This window comes from Oligoflexia bacterium (assembly GCA_034439615.1).
Classification (GTDB): domain Bacteria; phylum Bdellovibrionota; class Bdellovibrionia; order JABDDW01; family JABDDW01; genus JAWXAT01.
Genome location: JAWXAT010000025.1, coordinates 59,547 through 81,806 on the forward strand (window position 1 = coordinate 59,547; position 22,260 = coordinate 81,806).

General features: G+C 38.6%; 19 protein-coding genes and 1 tRNA gene. 2 read left to right on the forward strand and 18 right to left on the reverse strand.

The features are described from left to right. Positions 1–49: 49 nt before the first annotated feature. From SGI74_05605 to SGI74_05625, 5 genes are all read right to left on the reverse strand, one after another. A complete protein-coding gene (locus SGI74_05605) occupies positions 50–961 on the reverse strand; it encodes a PfkB family carbohydrate kinase (GenBank protein ID MDZ4676969.1) in 912 nt (303 codons plus the stop codon). A gap of 17 nt (positions 962–978) precedes the next feature. After that, positions 979–2,028: a 23S rRNA (adenine(2503)-C(2))-methyltransferase RlmN gene (gene rlmN, locus SGI74_05610; protein MDZ4676970.1), complete on the reverse strand. Its 1,050-nt coding sequence runs from the start codon at positions 2,026–2,028 to the stop codon at positions 979–981. Between the two features lie 351 nt (positions 2,029–2,379). Beyond that, positions 2,380–3,393 (reverse strand): D-glycero-beta-D-manno-heptose-7-phosphate kinase, encoded by a 1,014-nt coding sequence (gene rfaE1, locus SGI74_05615; GenBank protein MDZ4676971.1) that lies wholly within the window; start codon positions 3,391–3,393, stop codon positions 2,380–2,382. Beyond that, the gene (locus SGI74_05620; protein ID MDZ4676972.1) at positions 3,390–4,424 is read right to left on the reverse strand and encodes a glycosyltransferase family 9 protein; all 1,035 of its coding nucleotides are present in this window, start codon (positions 4,422–4,424) and stop codon (positions 3,390–3,392) included. The genes rfaE1 and SGI74_05620 overlap by 4 nt, the downstream gene beginning before the upstream one ends. A 1-nt stretch (position 4,425) precedes the next feature. Further along, positions 4,426–5,292, reverse strand: a complete 867-nt coding sequence (locus SGI74_05625) for a hypothetical protein (protein MDZ4676973.1) — start codon at positions 5,290–5,292, stop codon at positions 4,426–4,428. Between the two features lie 109 nt (positions 5,293–5,401). Here SGI74_05625 and SGI74_05630 point away from each other — a divergent pair, with 109 nt between their 5' ends. After that, positions 5,402–6,664, forward strand: coding sequence for a Glu/Leu/Phe/Val dehydrogenase (locus SGI74_05630; GenBank protein MDZ4676974.1), 1,263 nt, complete (start codon positions 5,402–5,404; stop codon positions 6,662–6,664). Positions 6,665–6,697: 33 nt separating this feature from the next. Here SGI74_05630 and SGI74_05635 read toward each other — a convergent pair whose 3' ends face one another. The 4 genes from SGI74_05635 to SGI74_05650 form a co-directional block, all read right to left on the reverse strand. Then, positions 6,698–8,302 carry a hypothetical protein gene (locus SGI74_05635; GenBank protein MDZ4676975.1) on the reverse strand — a complete coding sequence of 535 codons (1,605 nt, stop codon included), beginning with the start codon at positions 8,300–8,302 and terminating at the stop codon, positions 6,698–6,700. Between the two features lie 267 nt (positions 8,303–8,569). Continuing rightward, positions 8,570–9,196 carry a hypothetical protein gene (locus SGI74_05640; protein ID MDZ4676976.1) on the reverse strand — a complete coding sequence of 209 codons (627 nt, stop codon included), beginning with the start codon at positions 9,194–9,196 and terminating at the stop codon, positions 8,570–8,572. 106 nt (positions 9,197–9,302) lie between these two features. Next, a tRNA-Gly gene (locus tag SGI74_05645) sits at positions 9,303–9,378 on the reverse strand. An 89-nt stretch (positions 9,379–9,467) separates the two neighbouring features. Further along, positions 9,468–12,662: a hypothetical protein gene (locus tag SGI74_05650; protein MDZ4676977.1), complete on the reverse strand. Its 3,195-nt coding sequence runs from the start codon at positions 12,660–12,662 to the stop codon at positions 9,468–9,470. Positions 12,663–12,914: 252 nt separating this feature from the next. Between SGI74_05650 and SGI74_05655 the strand changes: the two genes are divergently transcribed. Beyond that, positions 12,915–14,849 carry a hypothetical protein gene (locus SGI74_05655; protein ID MDZ4676978.1) on the forward strand — a complete coding sequence of 645 codons (1,935 nt, stop codon included), beginning with the start codon at positions 12,915–12,917 and terminating at the stop codon, positions 14,847–14,849. On the opposite strand, the gene SGI74_05660 is transcribed toward SGI74_05655, so the two are convergent. The 9 genes from SGI74_05660 to SGI74_05700 all read right to left on the reverse strand — a co-directional run bounded on the left by SGI74_05660 (position 14,850) and on the right by SGI74_05700 (position 22,251). Further along, positions 14,850–15,485 carry a glutathione S-transferase family protein gene (locus SGI74_05660; GenBank protein MDZ4676979.1) on the reverse strand — a complete coding sequence of 212 codons (636 nt, stop codon included), beginning with the start codon at positions 15,483–15,485 and terminating at the stop codon, positions 14,850–14,852. 15 nt (positions 15,486–15,500) lie between these two features. After that, on the reverse strand, positions 15,501–16,199 hold the full coding sequence (locus tag SGI74_05665; protein MDZ4676980.1) for a phosphatase PAP2 family protein: 699 nt from the start codon (positions 16,197–16,199) through the stop codon (positions 15,501–15,503). Between the two features lie 52 nt (positions 16,200–16,251). Next, entirely contained in the window at positions 16,252–17,106 is an 855-nt protein-coding gene (locus tag SGI74_05670; GenBank protein MDZ4676981.1) for a DUF5700 domain-containing putative Zn-dependent protease, read from the reverse strand. Beyond that, positions 17,093–18,100: an L-threonylcarbamoyladenylate synthase gene (locus SGI74_05675; protein ID MDZ4676982.1), complete on the reverse strand. Its 1,008-nt coding sequence runs from the start codon at positions 18,098–18,100 to the stop codon at positions 17,093–17,095. Before SGI74_05675 ends, SGI74_05670 begins: the two co-directional genes overlap by 14 nt. Further along, positions 18,097–18,633, reverse strand: coding sequence for a 5-(carboxyamino)imidazole ribonucleotide mutase (gene purE, locus SGI74_05680; GenBank protein MDZ4676983.1), 537 nt, complete (start codon positions 18,631–18,633; stop codon positions 18,097–18,099). The genes SGI74_05675 and purE overlap by 4 nt, the downstream gene beginning before the upstream one ends. 133 nt (positions 18,634–18,766) lie before the next feature. Then, positions 18,767–19,906: a 5-(carboxyamino)imidazole ribonucleotide synthase gene (locus SGI74_05685; protein ID MDZ4676984.1), complete on the reverse strand. Its 1,140-nt coding sequence runs from the start codon at positions 19,904–19,906 to the stop codon at positions 18,767–18,769. Next, entirely contained in the window at positions 19,903–20,526 is a 624-nt protein-coding gene (locus tag SGI74_05690; protein ID MDZ4676985.1) for a TlpA disulfide reductase family protein, read from the reverse strand. The genes SGI74_05685 and SGI74_05690 overlap by 4 nt, the downstream gene beginning before the upstream one ends. Before the next feature lie 142 nt (positions 20,527–20,668). Continuing rightward, entirely contained in the window at positions 20,669–21,229 is a 561-nt protein-coding gene (rplQ, locus tag SGI74_05695) for a 50S ribosomal protein L17 (GenBank protein MDZ4676986.1), read from the reverse strand. 2 nt (positions 21,230–21,231) lie between these two features. Beyond that, complete coding sequence (locus SGI74_05700; protein ID MDZ4676987.1) at positions 21,232–22,251, reverse strand: DNA-directed RNA polymerase subunit alpha; 1,020 nt, start codon at positions 22,249–22,251, stop codon at positions 21,232–21,234. Positions 22,252–22,260 lie beyond the last annotated feature (9 nt).

Sequence of the window (22,260 nt, forward strand, 5' to 3'; positions counted from 1 at the left end):
GAGGATTGAGGTTTTTCAAAGTTTTTGCATGCAAATTGCGACAAAAGTCTTATGCGTTTATTGAAACAATCTCACGATATTGAAGGTGGCGCTTCTCTACCTGGTCCATGGTCAAGTCTTTAAGGGCTCCAACACTGAAATCTTGTACGGTAAAACTCGCTAAAAGAGTTCCATACATTGCAGCTTTTTTAACTGCAAACGCATCAGCTGCGAAATCATTTTTTGCTAAGTATCCCATAAAACCACCAGCAAAAGTATCTCCAGCACCTGTCGGGTCAACAACTTGTTTAATGGGAAATGCGGGAAGTGCGTAGTACTGACCTTGAACGTAAAGTAAAAATCCGTATTCACCACGTTTAATCACAACTGTCTTAGGGCCTAAATCGACGATCTTTTCAGCTGCAGACACTGCGTTTGAGGCACCTGTTAATTGTTTAGCTTCGCCTTCATTGATCAGTAGTACATCTAATCGTTGTAATATTTTTTTAAGATCTGAAAGTTTACTTTGGATCCAAAAATTCATTGTGTCTGCAGCAACTACTTTTGGAGATTTTACTTGCTCAAGCACTTCAGCTTGAAGCACAGGATCAATGTTTGCCAAAAAAACATATTCGCAATCTTGGTATTGTTTTGGAAGTTTTGGATGAAAATGTTCAAAAACATTTAATTCGGTTTTTAAAGTTTTAGCTTCATTAAGATCACCGCTATATTCACCAGCCCAATGAAATGTTTTTCCAGGAACACGCTCAATGCCCTGAATGTCAACACCTCGACTTGTGAGAAGTTTTGCATCTGATTCTTTGTAATCTTCGCCAACAACCCCAACAACATTCACAGGAGCAAATAAAGATGCACTCAGCCCAAAATAATTGGCACTTCCACCAAGGGCTCCGTCAACTTTACCTGTAGGAGTTTTAACACTGTCATACGCAAGACTACCAACGACCAGAATGCGACCCAAGATGCCTCCAAAAAATGTTAGTTTATTGCCATTTGTTCTGGATGTTTTTCCATCTCAGAACGTAATTGCCCACAGGCCGCGTAAATATCGCGCCCCATGGTTCGACGTACAAGAACATGTTTACCCAACTTCATCAATATTTTTTGAAACTCAGCTACATCATTACTGACAGGGCGCAAGAAACCGGAGTCAGGATGTTCATTAAACGGGATGAGATTGATTTTACTTGGAATATTTTTTGTGAGTTTTGCAATTCGATGAGCATCATCACGTGTGTCATTCACACCTTTGAGCAAAACATATTCAAAGGTAATCATTTCATTTGTATCATCAGTGTATTCTTTGCAAGCAGCTAAGAGTTCTTCTAATGGATACTTTTTATTAATTGGCATAATGCGATCACGAATTTCATTTGTTGTTGCATTAAGACTAATCGCCAAACGCACACCAGATTGAGCCACCCGCTTGATCAGTGGCGCAAGCCCACTTGTTGAGATAGTAATTTTTCTTAAAGCAAAACCGATACCGTGTTGATTATGAAGAACTTCAATGGCTTTTGAAACGTTATCAACGTTATCAAGGGGCTCACCCATTCCCATAAAAACAATATTGGTGATACGACGACCATCTGTAAGACTATTCGCTGCGATGACAAATTGGCCGACGATTTCAGAAACTGTTAGTCTGCGCATGAGTCCCATTTTAGAGGTGAAACAAAATTTACATCCCATTGCACAACCCACTTCACTCGAAACACAAAGTGTGAGGCGATCAGCATTGCCTGGAATCAATACGGCTTCAATATTTTTGCCGCCTTCAACTTCCATCAAAAATTTTCGTGTGCCGTCAACGCTATCAGCTTGATGGCGAACGATTGGAAGTTTGAATTCAAATAGATTTTTGAGATCACTGCGAAAATCTTTGGCAAGATTTGTCATCTGTTCGGGGTCAGTAGTTTTACGTTGATAAATCCAACGAAAAAGTTGTTGAGCACGAAACTTCTCTTTGCCGTTCCCGGTCAAATAAGATTCTAATTCTGATTGTGTATGATCATAAAAATTCTTCATAAAATGAACGCACAAACTACCACAAAACCTAGCAAACAGCGAGTGGTTTCAAGGCGTTATGCCGCCCTTAAAACAATTTAAATGGCACCTGAGAGCCTCTAGCGTTAATTTGTATGGCTTAGGCCGCTATTTTCTTTTCATGAAGATTTGGCGTCTGTGCATTTTCTATGATGTCGCCAGGTTTTTGGTCATTTCGGCCATGGATCAAAGACACGCCCATGCCTTCTTGGAGACAACTTCCAGAAGAAGACAGGCGGGCCGTGGTTGTTTATATTTTAAGTCTCAAAAAACAAAGCCATTAGCAAAAAACGACATTTCACTTTCACTTCGCCAAGTTAATATAAAATTTGTCTAGATTTTATGCTCACGAATATAAGTTTTGAGTTCAGTAGGCTCAGCCGATACACAGCCGATCTTTCCGACAACAACACCCGCGGCATAGTTTGAAAGTAAACACGCATCTTCAAGACCAATACCTGCTGTTAATGCCAATGTGAGTGTGGCAATAACTGTATCCCCTGCACCTGTAACATCAAAAACTGATTGCGCAAATGTGGGAATATGTTGCCCTTGAGCTGGACCAAGTTTTGAAAAAATACTCATCCCATCTTTTCCACGAGTCACAACTACTGCACGCGCCTGAGTGCGCTTGAGTAAAGCCTCACCGACCTCATGTAAAGTATCTGACGGGCTTCGTAAATCATCTATTTTGAGTTCTGAAAGGGCTAAAGCTTCGCTTGTATTAGGTGTCATGTAATCAACACCCTTGTAGAGATCAATAGGAGTTGTGTGATGGGGGTCAAGTGTGACAATTTTTTTATGTTCATGAGCGATCTTAATCACTTCTTGAATCACACGCGCTGTCAGCATGCCCTTGGCATAATCTTCTAATATTACGCCATCACATTGAGGAATGAGTTTTTTTACTTGGGATAAAAGTTTTTCTTCCATTTCAGGTGATAAAAACTTTTTACGTTCGAAATCAACGCGTACCACATGATGCTGACCAGCCATCACTCTTAATTTGCGTGTAGTCGGACGACTCTCGTCGACCACTAAATAATCACTAGAACATTTATCACGTTTTAATTGCTGCCTAAATATTTCAGCCGCTCCGTCATCTCCAACAATTCCTAAAAGTAATGGGTTACCACCTAAGCTTGCAACATTTGCGGCGACGTTGCCTGATAAACCCAATCTCTTATCTTCTTCTTGAACTTCAACGATAGGTACAGGAGCTTCCGGGCTAATACGCCTCACCGTGCCGATGACGTATTCATCAAGGCCAACATCACCGATGATGAGAATTTTACGATTTTTAAGTTGATCAACAAGACCTGTGAGTTTTTCAATATTGGCTGTCATAATTTATCCATAACATAGGTTGCAACAGAGTCTACCGGAATTTCAGACATACAATCATAGTATTTACAAACCGGGCCCAAGCAAGCTCTTACGCCTGGGCAGTTTACTTGGGGTACAAATATTTCTACTTGTCGCCCTCTAGGGGCCCAACGAATTGGAGCTTGAACCTTCACCGGGCTATAAATACCCGCAACTGGCACTCCAACAGACGCTGCTAAATGAGCAACACCCGTACTCGGAGCAACTACACAACGAGCTAAACTCAAAATGGCTAAAAGATCATGGCCATCAGTTTTACCCACAACACTATAAACACCTCGAAGATTTTCAATGTCTGTTTGCTTCAAAAAAACTTTATCGACCAAGCCTCCAGTTACAACAACACTCACTTTTTGCGCTAAAAACATTGCCGTTAATTCTCTGTATCGGATTGCAGGCCAATTGCGCGCACTACCAGCCATACCGGGATGAATGACCACCATACGCTTTAGATCAAGACCACTTGAGATAAATTTTTCTGTCCATTTTTGGACATATTTTTCTAATGGATGCAATATTGTTGCAGGCAAAACTTGAGTGTCTGAATTACCCAGGGCAAATTTAATTAAATCTAAATTATATTGGGATTCATGTTTTACAGCTTGGCTTCTTTTTTGGCGCAATCTCCGATTAAAAAATATCCACGAATACCACTGCGATGCGACTCCCGTTCGTCGCTTGATACCTGCAAAATAAAAGGCAAACGCAATCCACCACGGAACATGCACCGCGATAACTTCATCAATATTTTCTTCTCGTAATTGCCTTAAGAGCTTTAACCCATTTATTACTCGAGCAATGAATCCACGGGGTGTTGTTACATAAAGTGCATTAACAGAGGGTGAAACTTGCGTCATAACAAATTTTAGATTTTCATTTACGAGCCAAATGATCTTGTCTTCTGGCCGACTCGTTTGCCAAACAGTTTGGCAAGGCAGCGTTAAGATGAGATCACCAATGCGATCAACTCGTGCTATACAGATTTTTGACAATTTAAGTACCCGGTGGGTTTAATTGTTTTTTGAGAGCTGCAATTTGTTGCGTACGTAGTTCTGCTTTTCTCTTATTATCACTTTGAATTTTTTCTTTTTTCTTTAAAACTTCAGCCAATTTCTTTTCTGAGGTCTCTTTCTTTTTTTTATGAGCCGCTTGCATATCAACCATTTCTTTTTTATTTTTCTCTTCAGCATTCTTTTTTTCTAATGCCGTTTCATCAACGCGCTTAAGTAAAAGCGTTTTTTCTTCTTTCATTTTAACTAATAAAGCTTCCATTTGAGAAATTTGCTGAACACTATCTTTACTCATCTCATCTATATCAAGTCCTTTAGAAATTGATTTCAATCGTTCTGTATACGTCTTTTTCTCATTATCCAAAAAGCGTTTACGCCTGAGCATTTCAGCCAATCGACCGCGGATATCTCGCAATCGACTTTCCATTTCACTCGCAGAAGGTAGACTCGCAGGCACTGACGGAGCACTTCTAGCACTCGCATCTATAACGCTTTGCGCCACAAGATCTTGGGTAACCACAGTAGAAGGAGCCCCATTACTGTTGGAAGTTGGTATGATCTTAAAACCTAAATCTGTGAGCTGTTTTAAAAAATCATTTTCAATTGCCACAGGCAAACCTTTAATTGTCACAGCTTTACTTTGACCAATGAGCACTTTTTGAAGTTTCATCATATGCGGGAGAACCGCACCCAGAGCCGCTGGCCTGGTGCTAACATCGACTATTATATTAAGACAAACTGCCTGCAAAGCTTTTTGAATGCAGAGCAAAAAATCACCACTGTCATCTCCAGCTGGCACAGCTTCAAACTGGCAGTTGGCATTATCAATCTGATTATATGTAAATCCCATATCCTTACTTTAAATCGCAGGAGAAAAACCTTGCAATGTGAATTTGCAGAAACCAGAATGGAACTCACGTTAAAACCATAGGTTCAGTATCATTAGCCAGGAGTCATAAATGGACGCAATTCTCGAAGGTCACCTTTACAAGAACACATTGTCTCAACTTATAGATGCAGCTCAACTCATGAAACTAGACCCCAATATTTTGGAACGATTAAAAAAGCCCAAAAGAGCAATCATGGTCAGCGTTCCAACTCGTATGGACGATGGTACTGTAAAAGTATTTGAAGGCTACCGCGTTCAGCACAGTTCAACACTTGGCCCGTGTAAAGGTGGTATCCGTTATCACGAGGGTGTGAATCTCAGTGAAGTTTCAGCTCTCGCAATGCTTATGACTTTTAAATGCGCTCTCTCAGGTCTTCCACTTGGTGGAGCAAAAGGTGGCGTACGAGTAAACGCTAGTAAACTTTCACGCTCTGAAAAACAAAGACTCACTCGCCGCTACACAAGTGAAATATCAAGTTTCATCGGACCCGAAAAAGATATTCCAGCTCCTGATATCGGAACAGATGCTCAAACCATGGCTTGGATCATGGATACATACAGTCAAGAGCAAGGGTATGCAGTTCCCGGAGTTGTTACAGGTAAACCTATTGAAATTGGTGGAAGCTTAGGCCGCAATACATCAACCGGTCGTGGAGTTATTTATTGCGTTGAAGAGGCGTGCAATCATCTTAAAATTAAAATGGATCGTAACGTAAAAGTAGCGGTTCAAGGTTTTGGAGAAGTAGGCGCTGCCGCTGCAACTTGTGCCGACGAACTTGGTTTAAGTGTTGTGGCTGTTAGTGATGTCAGTGGCGCACTTTATAATGAAAAAGGTCTTAACATCACAGCTGTGAAAGAATATTACGCTAAAAACAAAACACTCCAAGGCTACAAAGATGCTGAGCATCTCTCTAATGATGCGCTATTAGAATTAAAATGTGACATTTTGGTTCCTGCGGCTATTGATGGCGTTATCAATGAATCAAACGCCAAAAAAATTAAAGCACGCATGATTGCAGAAGGTGCAAACGGCCCTGTAACTCAAGAAGCGCATCACATATTAACAGATAATGGTGTGTTTGTTATTCCCGATATTCTTGCAAATGCTGGGGGCGTTATTGTGAGCTACTTTGAATGGGTGCAAGATCTTCAGAACTTTTTCTGGAGTGAAAAAGAAATCAATTCAAGACTCAGAGAAATCATGTGCTCAACGTTTAAAGGAGTTTTAGAGTCATCTATTACTCACAAAACAGACATGAGAAAATCAGCAATGATCGCAGCTGTGAAACGTGTGAGTTCAGCAATGCTACTGCGCGGATTATATCCACAGTAAGATTATATTCTTATCCATTGGCAGTATTAGATTTTAGCGGTTGAGGCGCAAAACTCCATTTTGCGTCTTTCCCGTTATTTCATTGAAGAAACCGTGGCATTTTTCACTAATCGAACCAACACTACCTAATTCACCAACCGCACGCTTTGTTCGCTTAAATAAACCTACTTCCCACTTTTTATTAATTTTATCTGCTTTCTCACGAGCTTCTACTCGGTTGAGAGAAAGCGGGTCATTCGCTTTTTTACCAGCAAGATAGTCAGAGTAACGAACTAATAAATATTGGGCAATCGGAACAGATATGAGATGCCAAGTCGGAATTTTAATTCCAAATACATCACCAACAACAAGCCCCATGACTTGCAATACATTGAGCATCCAAGGAACAAGATAGACAATCTGATGCTCAAGGCTTGCTTGTTTCCACCCGGTATCAAATTGTTTTTTATGCCACCCGTTACTTGGATTCCAAATGTAAATGTTTGGTTTAAAATCTTTAGTATTTTCTCTTAACTCTTCTCGAAAACGCTGAAGTTGATACCAATAATCTTTTGTATGATTACTTACACCCGCATTGATCAATAAAGTTAGATTTTTCGTAAGTCCTGACCAATGAAATGGATTAAAACCTTCGAGTCCCGCGACCACCCCTTGAGGATTCATACCTACAACAAGTGCATAAGAAAACATGAGACTCACAGCTGAAGATTTAAACTTTCGCATCGTTGGAGTTCCTGTACGTGTCCAGTTTTTGTATGTACTTATAAAAGTTCCGACACCGATTCCAAAAATCGAAGTCAACACAACGGGGTACCAACTAAAATCATATGCTGGATCAATATTAGCTTTAAGTGCAGTTGCCACAATGGCTAGTGAGCCTTGCATAAAAGCTCCTGCAAATAAACTCATGGTAAAATCAGCAGTGGTAGGTTTTTTCCATTTTGCGTAAAAGTAATCACGCCAGTACTGAGCAGCATCTTTTGGTAAATATTGGGTCTCTAATATGCGATCACCAATTAACCACATTTTAACAACGTTACGTCCAGTTTCATTGGCTTCGATGTGTTGTCTAGCAATGATTTGACGAAGATGTGCTGAGTTAGGATCAACACCTTGAGATGGGTTTGAGCGCGTTTTTTTAGGAATAATTAAAATTGCAGTTTTTGATTGATCATGTACGACACGAACGAAGTACACACCATCACAGGCGTTGAGTTCAGCTTTTCCAAATCCATTACGCCTAATAACAACTTCGTTTTTATTAACAAGATCTTTTAAGCGTTCTTTTCCGTAGCGGCGTTTTAACTTGTCAGCTAAATTGTGAATTTCTACATTGAGATCTAACAGATCTTTTACTAACTCTTCTTTGTTGTCTGACCATTCTAACCCGCTCGAAATAGCATCTGGTGTTTGTGATTCTAATTGCTTAGCTTCTTGCTCATTTATTACTGATGCATTTACGAGTTCAAGTTTTTCAGAGTTTAAAGCTAAACCATCTGCTGGAATTGACTGTTCAAAAACAATAGCTGAAACATTTGGATTATTTGGAAGTTGTGCTTCTTGATCAGGTTTACCGTAGATTTTAGAAGATGAGGTGGGCTCTGTTATTTCAGTAGCATGTGCAGAATTTAGAGGCACAAAAGCCGCCTCAACTACTAAGGAAATTACTAGGGTAACCCTTATGGCTTTTTGCCAAATGCGCATCAGTAGTACCTGCACGTTAAAAACCCAATTTTACCTAGTACAAACCTAGTGCCAACTTAGTTTAAGAATGCGAGATAGCTATGTGCTTGAATGTTGTGATTATTTTTTTGAAAACCTTCAGAAATTATAACTACTTAGCATGCGTGCTCTGTTGAAAGTGCACCCATTCGTGTAATTTCTATAAGTGTTGGATTGAGTTACTTAAAAACGGGCCGGCCGGCAAACGGCAGCTTGCCCGACCCAGGGTTCATCAATGTCTTCACCCTTTAAAATGTCATATTGTTCGTTAATGTTATTGCTAGTTTTAATACCAATTTCATCTGAAGGCCCACCCACGACCGCGCAGTATCCTCTGTTACGAAGAATCTGAACTACACCATTCATATAGGCATCATGATTCGTGACGTAACCATCTGAGAATATATCTGGTCTATCAATATGGATTTGATCAACGGCACTTTGAACTGCACTCGTAAAATAATCAGAGTGCTGCACGACGCAACAACCATAAACTCCAGCAGGGCCTTCTGCAGCTCCACACTCATTCATCGACGGTGCTTGGCAAGGTAATGGTCCCGGAGGTCCACCACTGTCGCCAGTTGTTGTTCCCCCACCGCTGGTTCCACCGCCGGTTGTTGTTCCCCCACCGCCAGTTGTTGTCCAACCACCGCCCGTTGTCGAAGGAGTCGGTGATGTACTTGTTCGGTTGCGATTAGGAAGAGGTTTTTTTTTAGAAGACTGCGTTGTGTTAACACTGCCTTTACCACAACCATTGTAAAGTAGAGTGATAGCAAGTGTGAGACCCAAAAATCCAGTTAGATATTTCACCATCTTATTAAGATTATCGGGTGAATTAAGCCGAAACTAAAGTTTAATAAACGTGCTTAAGAAATTTTTCTAACTAGCCGATAGGCCAGTATTAGACAATAAACTTTGGAGCGGCAGACGAGGCTCGAACTCGCGACCCTCAGCTTGGGAAGCTGATGCTCTACCAACTGAGCTACTGCCGCACTTGCACTTGCACTTGCACTTGCGTACATGTACCACAATTAGAGTCTTGTGCAAACAGTTCCACACTGATTTAACTAACAATCTTATTTCAATATCCCTGACTCATTCCTTTGTACGACATGTTTTTCGCTTCTGACCGTTTTTTCATACGAGAAATATTCTTATCAAGAACTTCAAGCAGCCCAACAACACATTTTTTAAATTGCGATTCTGGTTGAGGACTCATCAATTGTTGAATTCCTTTGTATGCGTTTACTTCAGCTTGCAATTTTCTTTGTTGAACTCCCAAAGTATTAAACTGAGTAACAAGCGAAATTGATGGGGTTGTTTGTGATTTAATTTGTAATTGCAATTCATCAATCTTCAATTGATTTGCTATAATTTGGGCTTCTTTATTCACAATCGATTTTCTGTTTTGCTCATGCAACAATCGATTTCGTTTTCTTTCACTTTCAAGTCTACTTTTTTCTAGATCTGCAAGACTTGGTTCTTTCACAGTCTTTACGTCACCATTTTCATCAACAACAGAATACTTCACACCTTTTTTATTATCTCGAATATCTTGAAACGTCACATGCATTAAACCGCCACCAAACTGCTCATTCTGAGCAGTAAGTCTAATTTGTGGCTTTTCAACACCGATCAAATGACCCATTCTCTTCCCGATGAGTGCTTCACTAATACCTATAGAAATACCAGCCAGGGCCATTACACTCTCTCGCGATTGAAGTACTGCTCCAAGCTCAGCCTTTAGGTCTGCACTGATTTTTGATGTATCAAAAATTTCTTTCATTTTTTCATCAAGAAGCCTATGAAATTCTTCTTTATGCTTCACACTAACGTCATCAAGATATCCATTCTCTCGACGGTTTGCATTTTGTAAAAATGTTTTTTTAGATATATCGGTTGCATTTTCATAACTAACTGAATCTTTGATATCAGCAATTTCAACATTAGATTCAACCCGTTTTCCCTCTTTAACGGACTGTCTAATCATCGCGTTGTATGCTTCCTTATCAAACATTTCTTGCTTCTTTAATAAAATATATCTTGTCCACTCAGCTATGAATGTTTTAAGCGTCGTGCGTCTTTCGCCCGTAAAAGATTGATCACCACTTTGTCTTGCAGAGCTAGCCCTTGCACGTCGTATATCAACAGACACTTCAGATTTTTTAGTCGCTTCTTTCTCCAACCAATACTCATCTACAATTTTTTGAAAATCATCTGCCATGGCAGTATTGATACTTTTTATCTTATCACCACTTACAAAACGATCGATAAGACCTGGTTCTAAATTTGCGACCAACTTCAATACTTCCTGACCTTTAAGGTCGATACGAAATTGATTAAGTTGAGTTTGACTTCCTCTAGCTTCATAAGAAAACTTAGCTATTGCATCTTTCATTTCTTTAGACGGCGTTACTAGAACATCAAAAGTCATTTGTAATGATTCTCTAACTACATCTCTTGGTATTGGCAAAACATCTATTGGTAATGCCTGAGCCTGTACATGTGCTGTTTTTGCTTTTGTTTCAAGCTTTCCACCCAATACTTGAACGATTGCTTCTATCAATTGAGTTCTTTGATTCTCACCATACTGTGGCTCTTTTCCCAAAACTCTCCATAATTTTTCATATGATTCTTTACTAAGACTTCTAAATCCATGTGTCATTCCAGAAATAATATTTGAAATTGCCAATTCAACAAAATCTTCATAGCCAGGAGTATTTTTATAAAATTCTTTATATTCTTTTGAATGCTTCGCAATAAGCTTATCTAATAATTCGATCTTTTTCATATCAATTTGTTCGGCTTTTTTACCCTGCCGTTTTAATGCTTCAATTTCTACACTTTCTTTTTTATGAAATTCGTTGAGACTCAAGATGTACTTGTACATTGCAATGGCCTGTTGATGACTCCCACCAATTTGTCGACCCGCCTGAAGTATTGAACGAAAAACAATATCAGAATAATTAGAACCCAAGATAATTTTTGTAATTTCATCAAGACTTGCAATGGGCTTATTTAATCGCCCAGGTTCCAGCAATACAGGCTCTCCAATTTCCGGGCGCTGAACTACTACTAAATCCTCTACACGAGTGTGCGGATTTAAATTACCTGTAACAAAGTATCTGCTCACATTTTTTGCAATCACTCTATCTGAAGTTTTTCTAGAAATTACTTGAAGTGCTGCCAGAAATTTAAGGCTTGATGCTTTGGATAATTCTTTTCTTGTACCTTCAATTTGCATTTCTTCACTAATTTGAGAAAATGTTCTAGCTACTTCAGCTGTACTCATCGAAACATCTGCCAAAAACCCATACGCTTCTTGAGTTGCATTAAATTGATCTTGTAAAACAGCTTTTGCACGCTTGATATCTAGTGCTATCCTCTCGACTTCTGATTTTGCGGCTTCATTACCACCAGCTACGCGTTGTTTAAAGCGCAACAGTTTATTCATTTCAGCAGTTTTAATCGCGATATATCTACTTAAATAACTACTGCTTTGTTCTAATTCATATTCTTGGTTAGATTTTTTTTGCTTAAGAGCACGTCTTTGTTTACGCAACTTTTCCCAACTATTTAATTTCTCCTGAATTCGACTCCAGCGATAAAGCTCCAAAAATCCGATGTCCTGAGCTTGTTTAATCGCTGAGTCAATTTTTTTAATTTCTTGATCAGTATCTTCTAAATCTTTTTTAATTTTTGAAATAACATTTTTGTTCCACCAAAGTTGTTCATTACTGACTTGCGGTGAATTAACTGCTTCTAAAAGCTGGGGCGAAATATGCCTTAGCACACCTTGAACATCATTAGGCGTTAAACCATATTCAGCCAATATTTCAGTCAATCCTTCAGAAAATGACAAGGCTGTAGCATTTCGCACTTGTAATTGTAACCCTGAACGAATTTCGATTCTTTGCTCATCAGTAAAACGCTCGCCTTCTTGTACTAAGAGTTTATTCAGCGCTGTAAGCACCTCTGGCCGTGGTGTAATTGAAACAGATTTAATAAACTGTGTTTTAGTGTCTTGCGCAAATTGAGTCAAAAAAGCTTCTTGGCTTTCTTTTGTACCAACATTTAACATTGTATTGAAGAGTAACTTGGCCAGCGCAGGATCAACCATAGTTCTTGAATAAATTTTTACATCTAATTGAATAGGCCCCGCAGGTAAAGTACTTTTCATTTCAGTGTTTGCCTGAGCAAAAGATTCACCTGAAAAATCGAGTACACCTATTAAAATAAAAAAACCTACTCCAATAAAACGTATAAATTGATGCATACAGTTCTCCTTCAATACACTTGAGTAGAGCAACGCCGATGCCAAAATTACATAGATGTCACAAGTTCAGGCAGCAAAGAAAAATTCAACAATAACGAATACTTAGATAAACACGCTTAACGTCAGAGGGCTTCAAAAGCGGAAGTTTTTACGACTAATTTTGGCAAAGCCGTAAATAGCGCGACACATGTCTAAGTATATGACAGCGCAGATGTTGACGACAATGGGGTTTCTTGAAACTCTAGAACTGCAATGCTGACATACATAAATTGGTGGCACTGGTGGCTGCCACAATTTTTCATTTCTGGACTCATATGGATAGTTTTTGCTCCATCTATTGGAAGCATTTTTTTAAAATTGTTTCGTGCAAAAAAAAATACCTTTGAACTTTCAGATAAATCACAAGAGAGTTTAAATTTTATACTTGGGTTTATTATTATTTCTTACTTCTTAAGTTTTCTTGTTGCACTACATAACTTCGCTTTGCCCGTATTAATGCTACTTCTATCTGCGTTAACAAGTGTTAATTTCACAAAAGAAAAACAATTTAAAATATTAAAAATTACTATCTATGATTTTATTTTCATACTTCCGATATTTTTTTCTGCTTTATTGTCTCCCGTTTCCATTGATTCCCCTTTAGGAGCATTACAATTTTCTTTTTTCCATGATCAATGGCCTTTAGATTGGGGTAAAGACTTCGACACCCATATGGCATTACCAATGCTACTAGGTTCATGGTTTAAGAAAATCCCATTAACTCAAAATCTAGCAGTACAAGCCCCCTACTTCGCTCTACTCATATGGAGATCCGCATATCTGGCTTGGGAGTTAGCAAGACATCATTGGCCATTTAAGATTTCAGCAAAAAACAAAACATTCTTACTTACTCTCATGATGAGTACTGTTTATTATCGAAAAATTATTCACGTGAAAGCCTCACCCATCGGTGGATTATTCGCTATTTTATTTTGTTTCTGGATCACACACCCTGCTGCAAAAAACAACAAAGCTATTACAGGCGTTCTATTAGCCTCAACATTTATTTTTGGCGACTATGGAGCTCTTATCACCCTGCCACTCTTAGTAGTCTTACTCATCTCAAAACATCATAGTACAAGCATATTCAATCCAGCACTTTTATGGGCCTTAGCAATTGTTAGCCCTGATATTTTGAGAAAAACTTATATTTTTTCAAATGGGAATGTATTCATACTTGCACTAACCACGCTGCTCCTTGGTTTATTATTTTTCATTGTTAAAATATTCATAGACTGCTACTGCCGCTATCAAAATTCATTTAAGAATACTGAATTGTTTTTTTTCGCTATCATGTTATTCACAGCAATCCTTACCAATATTTTATTCACACCAGTAAGCATGAGTGAAAGCGCACAGTTTAATCTTTACCAATGGTCTATAGGTCGAGAGGGCATTTTACTTATTTTCTTATTATTTTTTATGTATAAATTTAAAACTCACGATAGTTCTAAAATCTTATTTGCCATACTGGGAGTACAACTACTCATGTATTCACTATTTAGATTCATCGACGGTACACCTCATTTTGGCTGGCCTAATCCCAATGATCTTTGGTGGAATTTAATGAAAAATTCTATGATGATTACCACCCCCTTAGTCATTAGCATTACTATGGCGATGATTATTTCTTATTGGCTTGATCATTTCGATAATAATAAATTTAAAAATAAAACTGTTGTTGCCTTCGTGTTTGCAGCACTGCTTTTATTACAAGATCCTTTAGTTAAAAATGTTAGAGATGGATCATTAGCCCCACACGCCCCCAGACTCCCAGTTGTTACAGGAGTTGCTGGAATCATTTGGCAGGCAATACATAAAAAAGCAGTATCCTCTGAAAGCGGCAATATTGTATTAAATTACCTGGCACTCCCAGAACCTAATTTAATAGAAAATATTTTTGAAATCCAAAAAAATTCAACCACACGAATAAATATCTGTATTGAACGGGAATTAAATCCTGTAGGTATTGCTGATTTTGATATTGAAACCTATACGATTGATAATCCTACTGGTGCTCACGGTTATATCAGAGCCCCCACCCAATGTTCACATTTCATACGAGCTCATAAAAAATCAAACTGTCTTAATTCAGAATTATTAATTTTTGACTCAAAATCCGCACTACTTTGCCAAGTTGCGAATTAATTAGACTATCAAGCTGGGGGGGGGCTGAGTCATCTGAAACGATGGGCGCGCTTGGAGTGCTGCTAAATATCGTTTTGACTCTGGATTGCTTTCTAGTAATTCTGCAGGTAGCCTTAAACCGACATACTCTAAGGCTGAACCCATATCTAAATCGGATTGGCTTAATGAACCGCTTAAAATCGTAGGCCGCTCCTTAATAAAGATTTCAAAACCATCTAGTGATGCTTTTACCACAGAGATACACTCCTCAAAAACAGAGCTATCTTGAAGTTCTTTAGATCGTTGAGCTTCTAAAAAATATTCAATACTCTTATCACAAATTCCAAGTGCAATTGCTGACCACCTTGAGGCGATAATGAGATCTTTCTCTGATTTTGCACGTAAAGGGCTATCACTCATTTTTTGATAAAAAACTTCCAAAATTAAATTTGAATCAATAAGTACATTACCACTTTTAAGTTGCAAAGTAGGTACTCGAGAAAGCGGATTCATTTTTGTTAATTCAGGGTTAGGCTTAAATACATCTAATAATTTTTCTTCAAATTTAATACCGTGCTCCAAAAAAGCCAAACGCACACGTCGCGCAAAAGGAGATCTTGCTGAAATAAACAATGTCGAATTTTTAAAGTCGATCATAACATCACCTTAAGATCAATATGCCCAATTAAAAGCCAACCCGTAACCACGGCTTCCGTCATTGTATGTCAATGGAGTAACTCCAAAATGATGTTCAAACCCAGCTCTGCCAAAAAGAATACCAATTGTAGCACCGGCGACGACATCACTAAACCAATGGGCATTGTCTGCCAACCTACTCATCGCTGTAACTGTGGCTAAAATATAACTAGGTACTGAATATTTCCAACCATAGCTCATTGCAATTGTAGTTGCTGAAGCAAATGATACTTGTGAATGCCCCGAGGGGAATGAAGTTAGAGTGTTACTATCAGGCCGCGCCCTCCTGACTGAGTATTTCAATGTATATGCGACAACTGTTGCTGAAAGTAGTCCCTCTGTAGAAGCAATTCCATTTTCTCTGTCAAAAATAAGTTGCCCAGCAGCGATTCCAGCTTCTGAAATACCCATTCCCCAAAAATTTCCAAAATTCGTAAGAGTCGTGGACATCCTTTGGTGCTCACCAGGACGATTATTCACCCAAGTGTCATGCATGGCTTGATCTTGACCAGCAGCGATAATTGTACCTAGAGCTCCAACAGAAAGTATGATTAGCCCCGTCTTGTCAAATGCATCTGAAAATGTACGGGATGCATGTTTATGTAGTGGCGCTGCATTGAGCGTACTTACGTTAATCAATAATAGAATAATTAAAAGTGAGAATCGAATTGTCATAAATTAAGGCTATTATTGAAATAGAACAAATGCAACGCTCAATTGCCCCTAATTATTGAAAACACAAAAATTCACCAGCATGCCAGCCATGAGCCTGAATCAAAGCTGTTTTGTAATCCGATGGTGATTTAACATGGTTCGTGGTGAGCCATTCATTAATCTTGCGGGCAGACCAATAATATTGCGTACGTGAGGGACTGCCCTCTTCTATTATATCGTCTTCATAAAACTTCCAAATTTCTTGGTCTGTTTTCAAACAATCAATAATAGCTTTATCAATTTTAGAATAATTCGCAAGGCACCACTGCATTTCTTCAGGAAAGTAATAATGATGTAAATGTAATGGCACCTCTGGATAAACAAGCTGAGAAAAAAGTGTGGCTAAACCCTCACTGGTAATATGCTCATGAGCAGTCATCGCATCTAAATATTCTTTTCGAGATACATCAGTTAATGGCTTTCCAAGAAAACTCCAAACCTTAGGCTGATGATCACGATAGACATGAGAGAGTTCATGAGCCATCAAGGCTTTAAGGTACCCCTCATCAGCATCAGGATGATCAATACCAAACCAAACCGCATGTGAACCAGAATCATAGCGAGCAAATCCATCAAAACGCATCAAACTAGGACTCAGCCTAACTTCGCCTTCTAATTTCTTACCAAAAATACTCTCAACCTTATCTACTACTTCTGTTGCCAGTGTAGTGAATGAAACAGCTAATTTTCGTTGTGATTTATATTCATCACCCTTCATCCAACGTTCGGCATTCTCAAGATCAATCCCCCATTCTTCTGCCATTTTTTTAAGAACAGTAAGTTGCTCATTTGTAGATAGTGCCGTTTTTAGACTTCCGGTTTTATCAAATGATTCAATACACGGTGTATAGTAATTAACGACCTTCATGTTGCGCCTTTTTAAGCCTGTCATTAATTGCAACACCTAGACGCTCTTCTGGAAACGCCAATGCATAGATCATATTAAATTCAGACTCATCTATTTCTCGAAGAGTCGAAAATAAATTTCGTGAAGCTTCATCATAATTTCCAACTATCGAAAGTGGGAAAATATTCTTAAACCCTGCGTTTTCAAATTTCTTTACTTCCTTGTTAGAAAAGCAAACAAGTGCCGCAGTCGAGAGGTTTTTTTTGATTCCTCTTTTTTTAACAAACTCAGTCAACCCCTTCGCATCAAAATACCTCAATGGCTTTTGTGGTGCATAGTGAAAATCAAGCATGCCCGGTGATACTGGCCGAACAATACTACTTTTTACGTTGATTTTAATTTTATGGCCCAAGACTATTTCTAAATCCTCTAAACTAATACCGCCAGGGCGCAATATAATAGGCTCATCTAGTAATGAAATAACCGTAGATTCCACACCCACTAGACAAGGCCCGCCATCAAGAATAACGGAAACTTTTTTTCCTAAACTTTTTTCTACTGCTCGAGCAGTGGTGGGGCTTAGACCCTGAAATTGATTTGCACTGGGCGCAGCAATCGCTTTGTTTGAATTTTTAATCAAAGCAAGGGCTATTAGATGTCTAGGCATTCTCACAGCTACAGCCTCAAGCCCAGACGTTACCTCTGAGGGCAATGATGTTTTCTTTTTTAATACAATGGTAAGTGGCCCTGGCCAAAATTTTTCAATAAGTTTAACCGCAATAGGAGGCAATTCTTCAACAACCGTTTCTAATTGCTCGCGCCCAGCGACATGTACAATAAGCGGATCCCAATCAGGACGTTGTTTAATTTCAAATATTTTTTTAACAGCTGAAATATTATGTGCGTCTGCACCTAAACCATAGACCGTTTCCGTAGGAAATCCAACAACATCCCCACTGAGAATTAATTCGACAGCTCGATCAATATTTTTTTTCTGCTTACCATCAATAATCATTTTTGTTTTCTTAAAAACTGATTGACACCAAGACTACTCAAGGCATTTTTATCTCTCAAAACTTTAACTGACATTGTTTTTTTATACTGCGATACTTTCTTTCGAATACTCAGACCCTGAGGATCATCATTTGTACCAAGAATTTGGGCAGCCAACAATGCGGCATTTGTGGAATTATCAACAGCTACTGTTGCTACGGGAACACCTCTTGGCATTTGAGCAATAGACAAAAGTGCATCTAAGCCATTCATCGCACTGCTTTTAATGGGTACTCCAATAACGGGTAATATAGAAAATGATGCCAACATCCCAGGAAGATGAGCTGCTCCGCCGGCTCCAGCAATAATAATTTTCACGCCGAGCACTTCCCACTCAGCAATGCATTTTTGCAATAATTTAGGAGTACGATGAGCAGAAACAATATGAGTCTCATACTTAATTTTCATCTGATCAAGAATCACACCAGCAGTTTTCATAACTGGCAAATCAGACTTACTACCCATAACAATAACAACTTTTATACTTTTATTCACCAACACTCCTCAGTACACATCAAACACTTTTCATTCTTGTATTTTACTACAATCGTCATCTCGCTATCATTACTTAACTACAACTTTACACATTCACTCTCTCATTTTTTAACAACAACTTTACTTATTTTTATTATACGTCAATTACTTTGCGAACTTTTTTTGCTAGCGCTAAGGCATGCACACTATTTTTCCCAACAACATTTACATGTCCCAATTTTCTACCAAGTGTGGCGCCAGCTTTACCATACCAATGTATCCAACTTTGCGCATGAGCCTTATCAAATGTAATTCTTGACTGATCTTTTTGAATTGCACCAATGATATTCATCATTGCCCCAGCTTTAACAGCCAAGTTCGTATCACCAAGAGAATATCCAAGAACAGCTCTCCAATGTTGTTCAAATTGACTTACAGTGCATGCATTCATAGTTATATGTCCTGAATTATGCACACGCGGAGCAATCTCATTGACCACAACATCGCCATTATTAAGCCAAAACATTTCGACTCCAAAAACGCCGATACCCTCAAACTTTTTGATAACTTTCTGAGCAATATCCTGAGCTTTTTTGACAATATTTTTAGGTATACCTGCCGGGATCATAGTCCATTGACACATTCCATTTTCTTGATGAGTTTCAATAATAGGATAACAATTCGTTTCACCCGTGATAGAACGAGCTACAATAACAGCAATCTCTTTTTTAAATTTCGCCAACGGCTCTGCATATCCATTAAAACTGGAGTAATCTTTTTTAAATGTTTCATAATCAAATTTGTCTTTGCCCTGAATAATAAAAGTACCGCGGCCATCATAACCAAATTGTGCTTTTTTAAGAACAAATGAAGGCCCAAATTTTTCTTCTACTTTATGAATATCCTCAAGTGATCGCACCGGAATAAAATCAAGCGTTGGAATCTTATATTTTTTCAAATTATTTTTTTGATCTAATTTATTTTGCACTAATTGAAGACAATCAAGACTAGGGTACAATGGTTTTGCCCCTAGAACAGCTTGTAGTAGAGCAAGATCCACAAATTCGTTTTCGATGACCAATACATCAACTTTGTCATAAAACTTTGCCAAGCTTTCAACTGATTGATCATCGATAAAAGCTTCAGCGGCTACCTCAACAGCACATTCATCCATAGAGCGAACAAACACATAAGGCCTTAGGCCAAGGTTATAAGCCGACAATGCCAACATCCGAGCGAGTTGTCCGCCCCCAAGTATTCCTACTTTTACAGGCAATAATTTTGCATTGCTCATTTATTCACTTTCATTAGTGTTTCTAAAAATTCAATAAACTCAGGCGAAATCCAATTCTGTTGATCCAATACTTTTCTAACAAGTTTTTTATCTTTTCCAATAATATAAGTTTCAGGAATTTTCTTTGTGCCATAAGTTTCCGCAAGTTTACCAGAAACATCAATGCCCGCAATAAAGTTTTTAGCCGAAGGTTGTGGCCCAGCCGTTAAAAATGTATTCATTGCTTCGAAATTATCATCCATAGATACTGCAATTATTTTAAGCCGCTGATCATCAGCATATCGCTTAGATAATTCTACAAAGCTTGGATACTCCACATGACATGGCTCACACCAACTCGCCCAAAAATTAAGGATGATGACCGTATTTTGATAATCCAAAAGTTTTATATAATTAACACTAGCCGGATCAATTTTTCCTGCTTTCACTAAAGCTTGATCAAATCGGGGTATACTAAAATCCGGCACTCCGGTTTTTTGAAACTGTTCTATTTGACTGGCATAACTAACTTCTAAAGGAGATGTAACAAATAATTTAATTCCATATGAGCCAATACCCATAAAAACCAGAACTAAAACCATCAATTTCAATCTTGAATTCATTTTATTAATTCTGGTCATGTGTCTTACTCAACTGTGTTATTCAATATCCTTAAAACTGACTTTTATAGTGACATTTGAAGACAAACATTCAAACAAAAAAAACAGGCAACTTCTTATGGAAGTTGCCTGCTCTGAATTACTATTTTAAAAGACCCTAGCCTTACTTGCTTTTCTTTTTAGCAGGAGCCTTGGTTTCTTTTTTTGCAGCTTTTGTAGCTTTAGCCGCTGCTGTTGTAGATGCTTTTGCTTCGCGAGCAACTTTTTTATCATCGCGCGCTTTAGCTTTTGCCTCTTTACCGCCCGCTGCTAAGTCTTTCTCAGCTTTTTTGGCTTTCTTTGTGGTCTCTTTATCGACTTTCTTAAGTTGTGCATCAAGAAATTCAATAAGTGCCATCTCAGCATTATCACCAGGACGACGACCTAATCGGTAAATACGGGTGTAACCACCAGCACGGTCTTTAAAACGTGGCGCAAGTTCCGCAAACACTTTTGCAACTGTCTCTTTATTAGGAATTCGAGATAACAAAAGCCTTCTATCTGCTAATGAACCACGTTTGCCTAAGGTCACAGCTTTCTCAGCCCAACGGCGAAGCTCTTTTGCTTTCGCAAGTGTAGTTGAAATACGCTCATGTTCAACAAGACTAATCACGAGATTTCTTAAAAGCCACACACGCTGATTGTAAGGCCGGCTGAAACTTTGTGTTCTAGACGCGTGTCTCATACTTAGTTATCCTTCTTAGGCTCGTTAGGGTTCCAATTTTGTGGAGGCCACCCATCGAGTTTCATTCCCAATGACAATCCCATTTCATTTAAAATATCTTTGATTTCATTCAAAGATTTACGACCAAAGTTTTTAGTCTTAAGCATTTCCGCTTCTGTTTTTTGAACAAGTTCACCAATGTAACGAATGTTGGCGTTCTTTAAGCAGTTTGCTGAACGAACTGACAACTCAAGGTCATCAACAGAACGAAAGAGGTGTTCGTTGAGAGTCGGTGAAGACTTCTCAAGTTCATCTGCTTCTGGCTCCATGCTCTCATCAAAATTGATAAAAACTTGGAGTTGTTCTTTCATGATTTTGCTACCAAGACTAACAGCTTCTTCTGGCTGAATACTTCCGTCTGTCCAAACTTCAAATGTGAGTTTGTCATAGTCAGTACGTTGACCTACACGTGCGTATGTAACGTTGTAGTTTACGCGACGAATAGGACTGAAAATAGAGTCAACGGCAATATACCCAACAGGCAATTCTTGTTGCTGTTCATCTGATGGCACATAACCACGGCCCAACTTAATCAAAATCTCAGCAGAAAATTTTCCACCTTTACCTAAAGTAGCAATGTGCTGTTCAGGATTTAAGATTTCAACTTGATCATCTGTTTGAATATCGGCACCTGTAATTGGACCTTCAGATGTTTTTTCAATACGCAGAGTCTTTGGACTTGCTGTGTATTGTTTGAATCGAAGAAGTTTCAGATTTAAAATAATATCTGTAACGTCTTCAACTACATCGGGAATTGTGCTGAACTCATGTAATACGCTTTCAAAGCGAACTGCAGATACAGCAGATCCCATCATTGAACCCAAAAGTACTCGACGTAAGGAGTTACCAATAGTAACGCCATAACCTCTTTCAAGAGGTTTCACGGTGAATTTACCATAGGTGTCCGTAAGAGATTCTTTTTCGATCTCAAAACTTTTTGGGCGGATTAAATCTCTCCAAAATTTATAATAATGTTCCTGCATACCCATGTC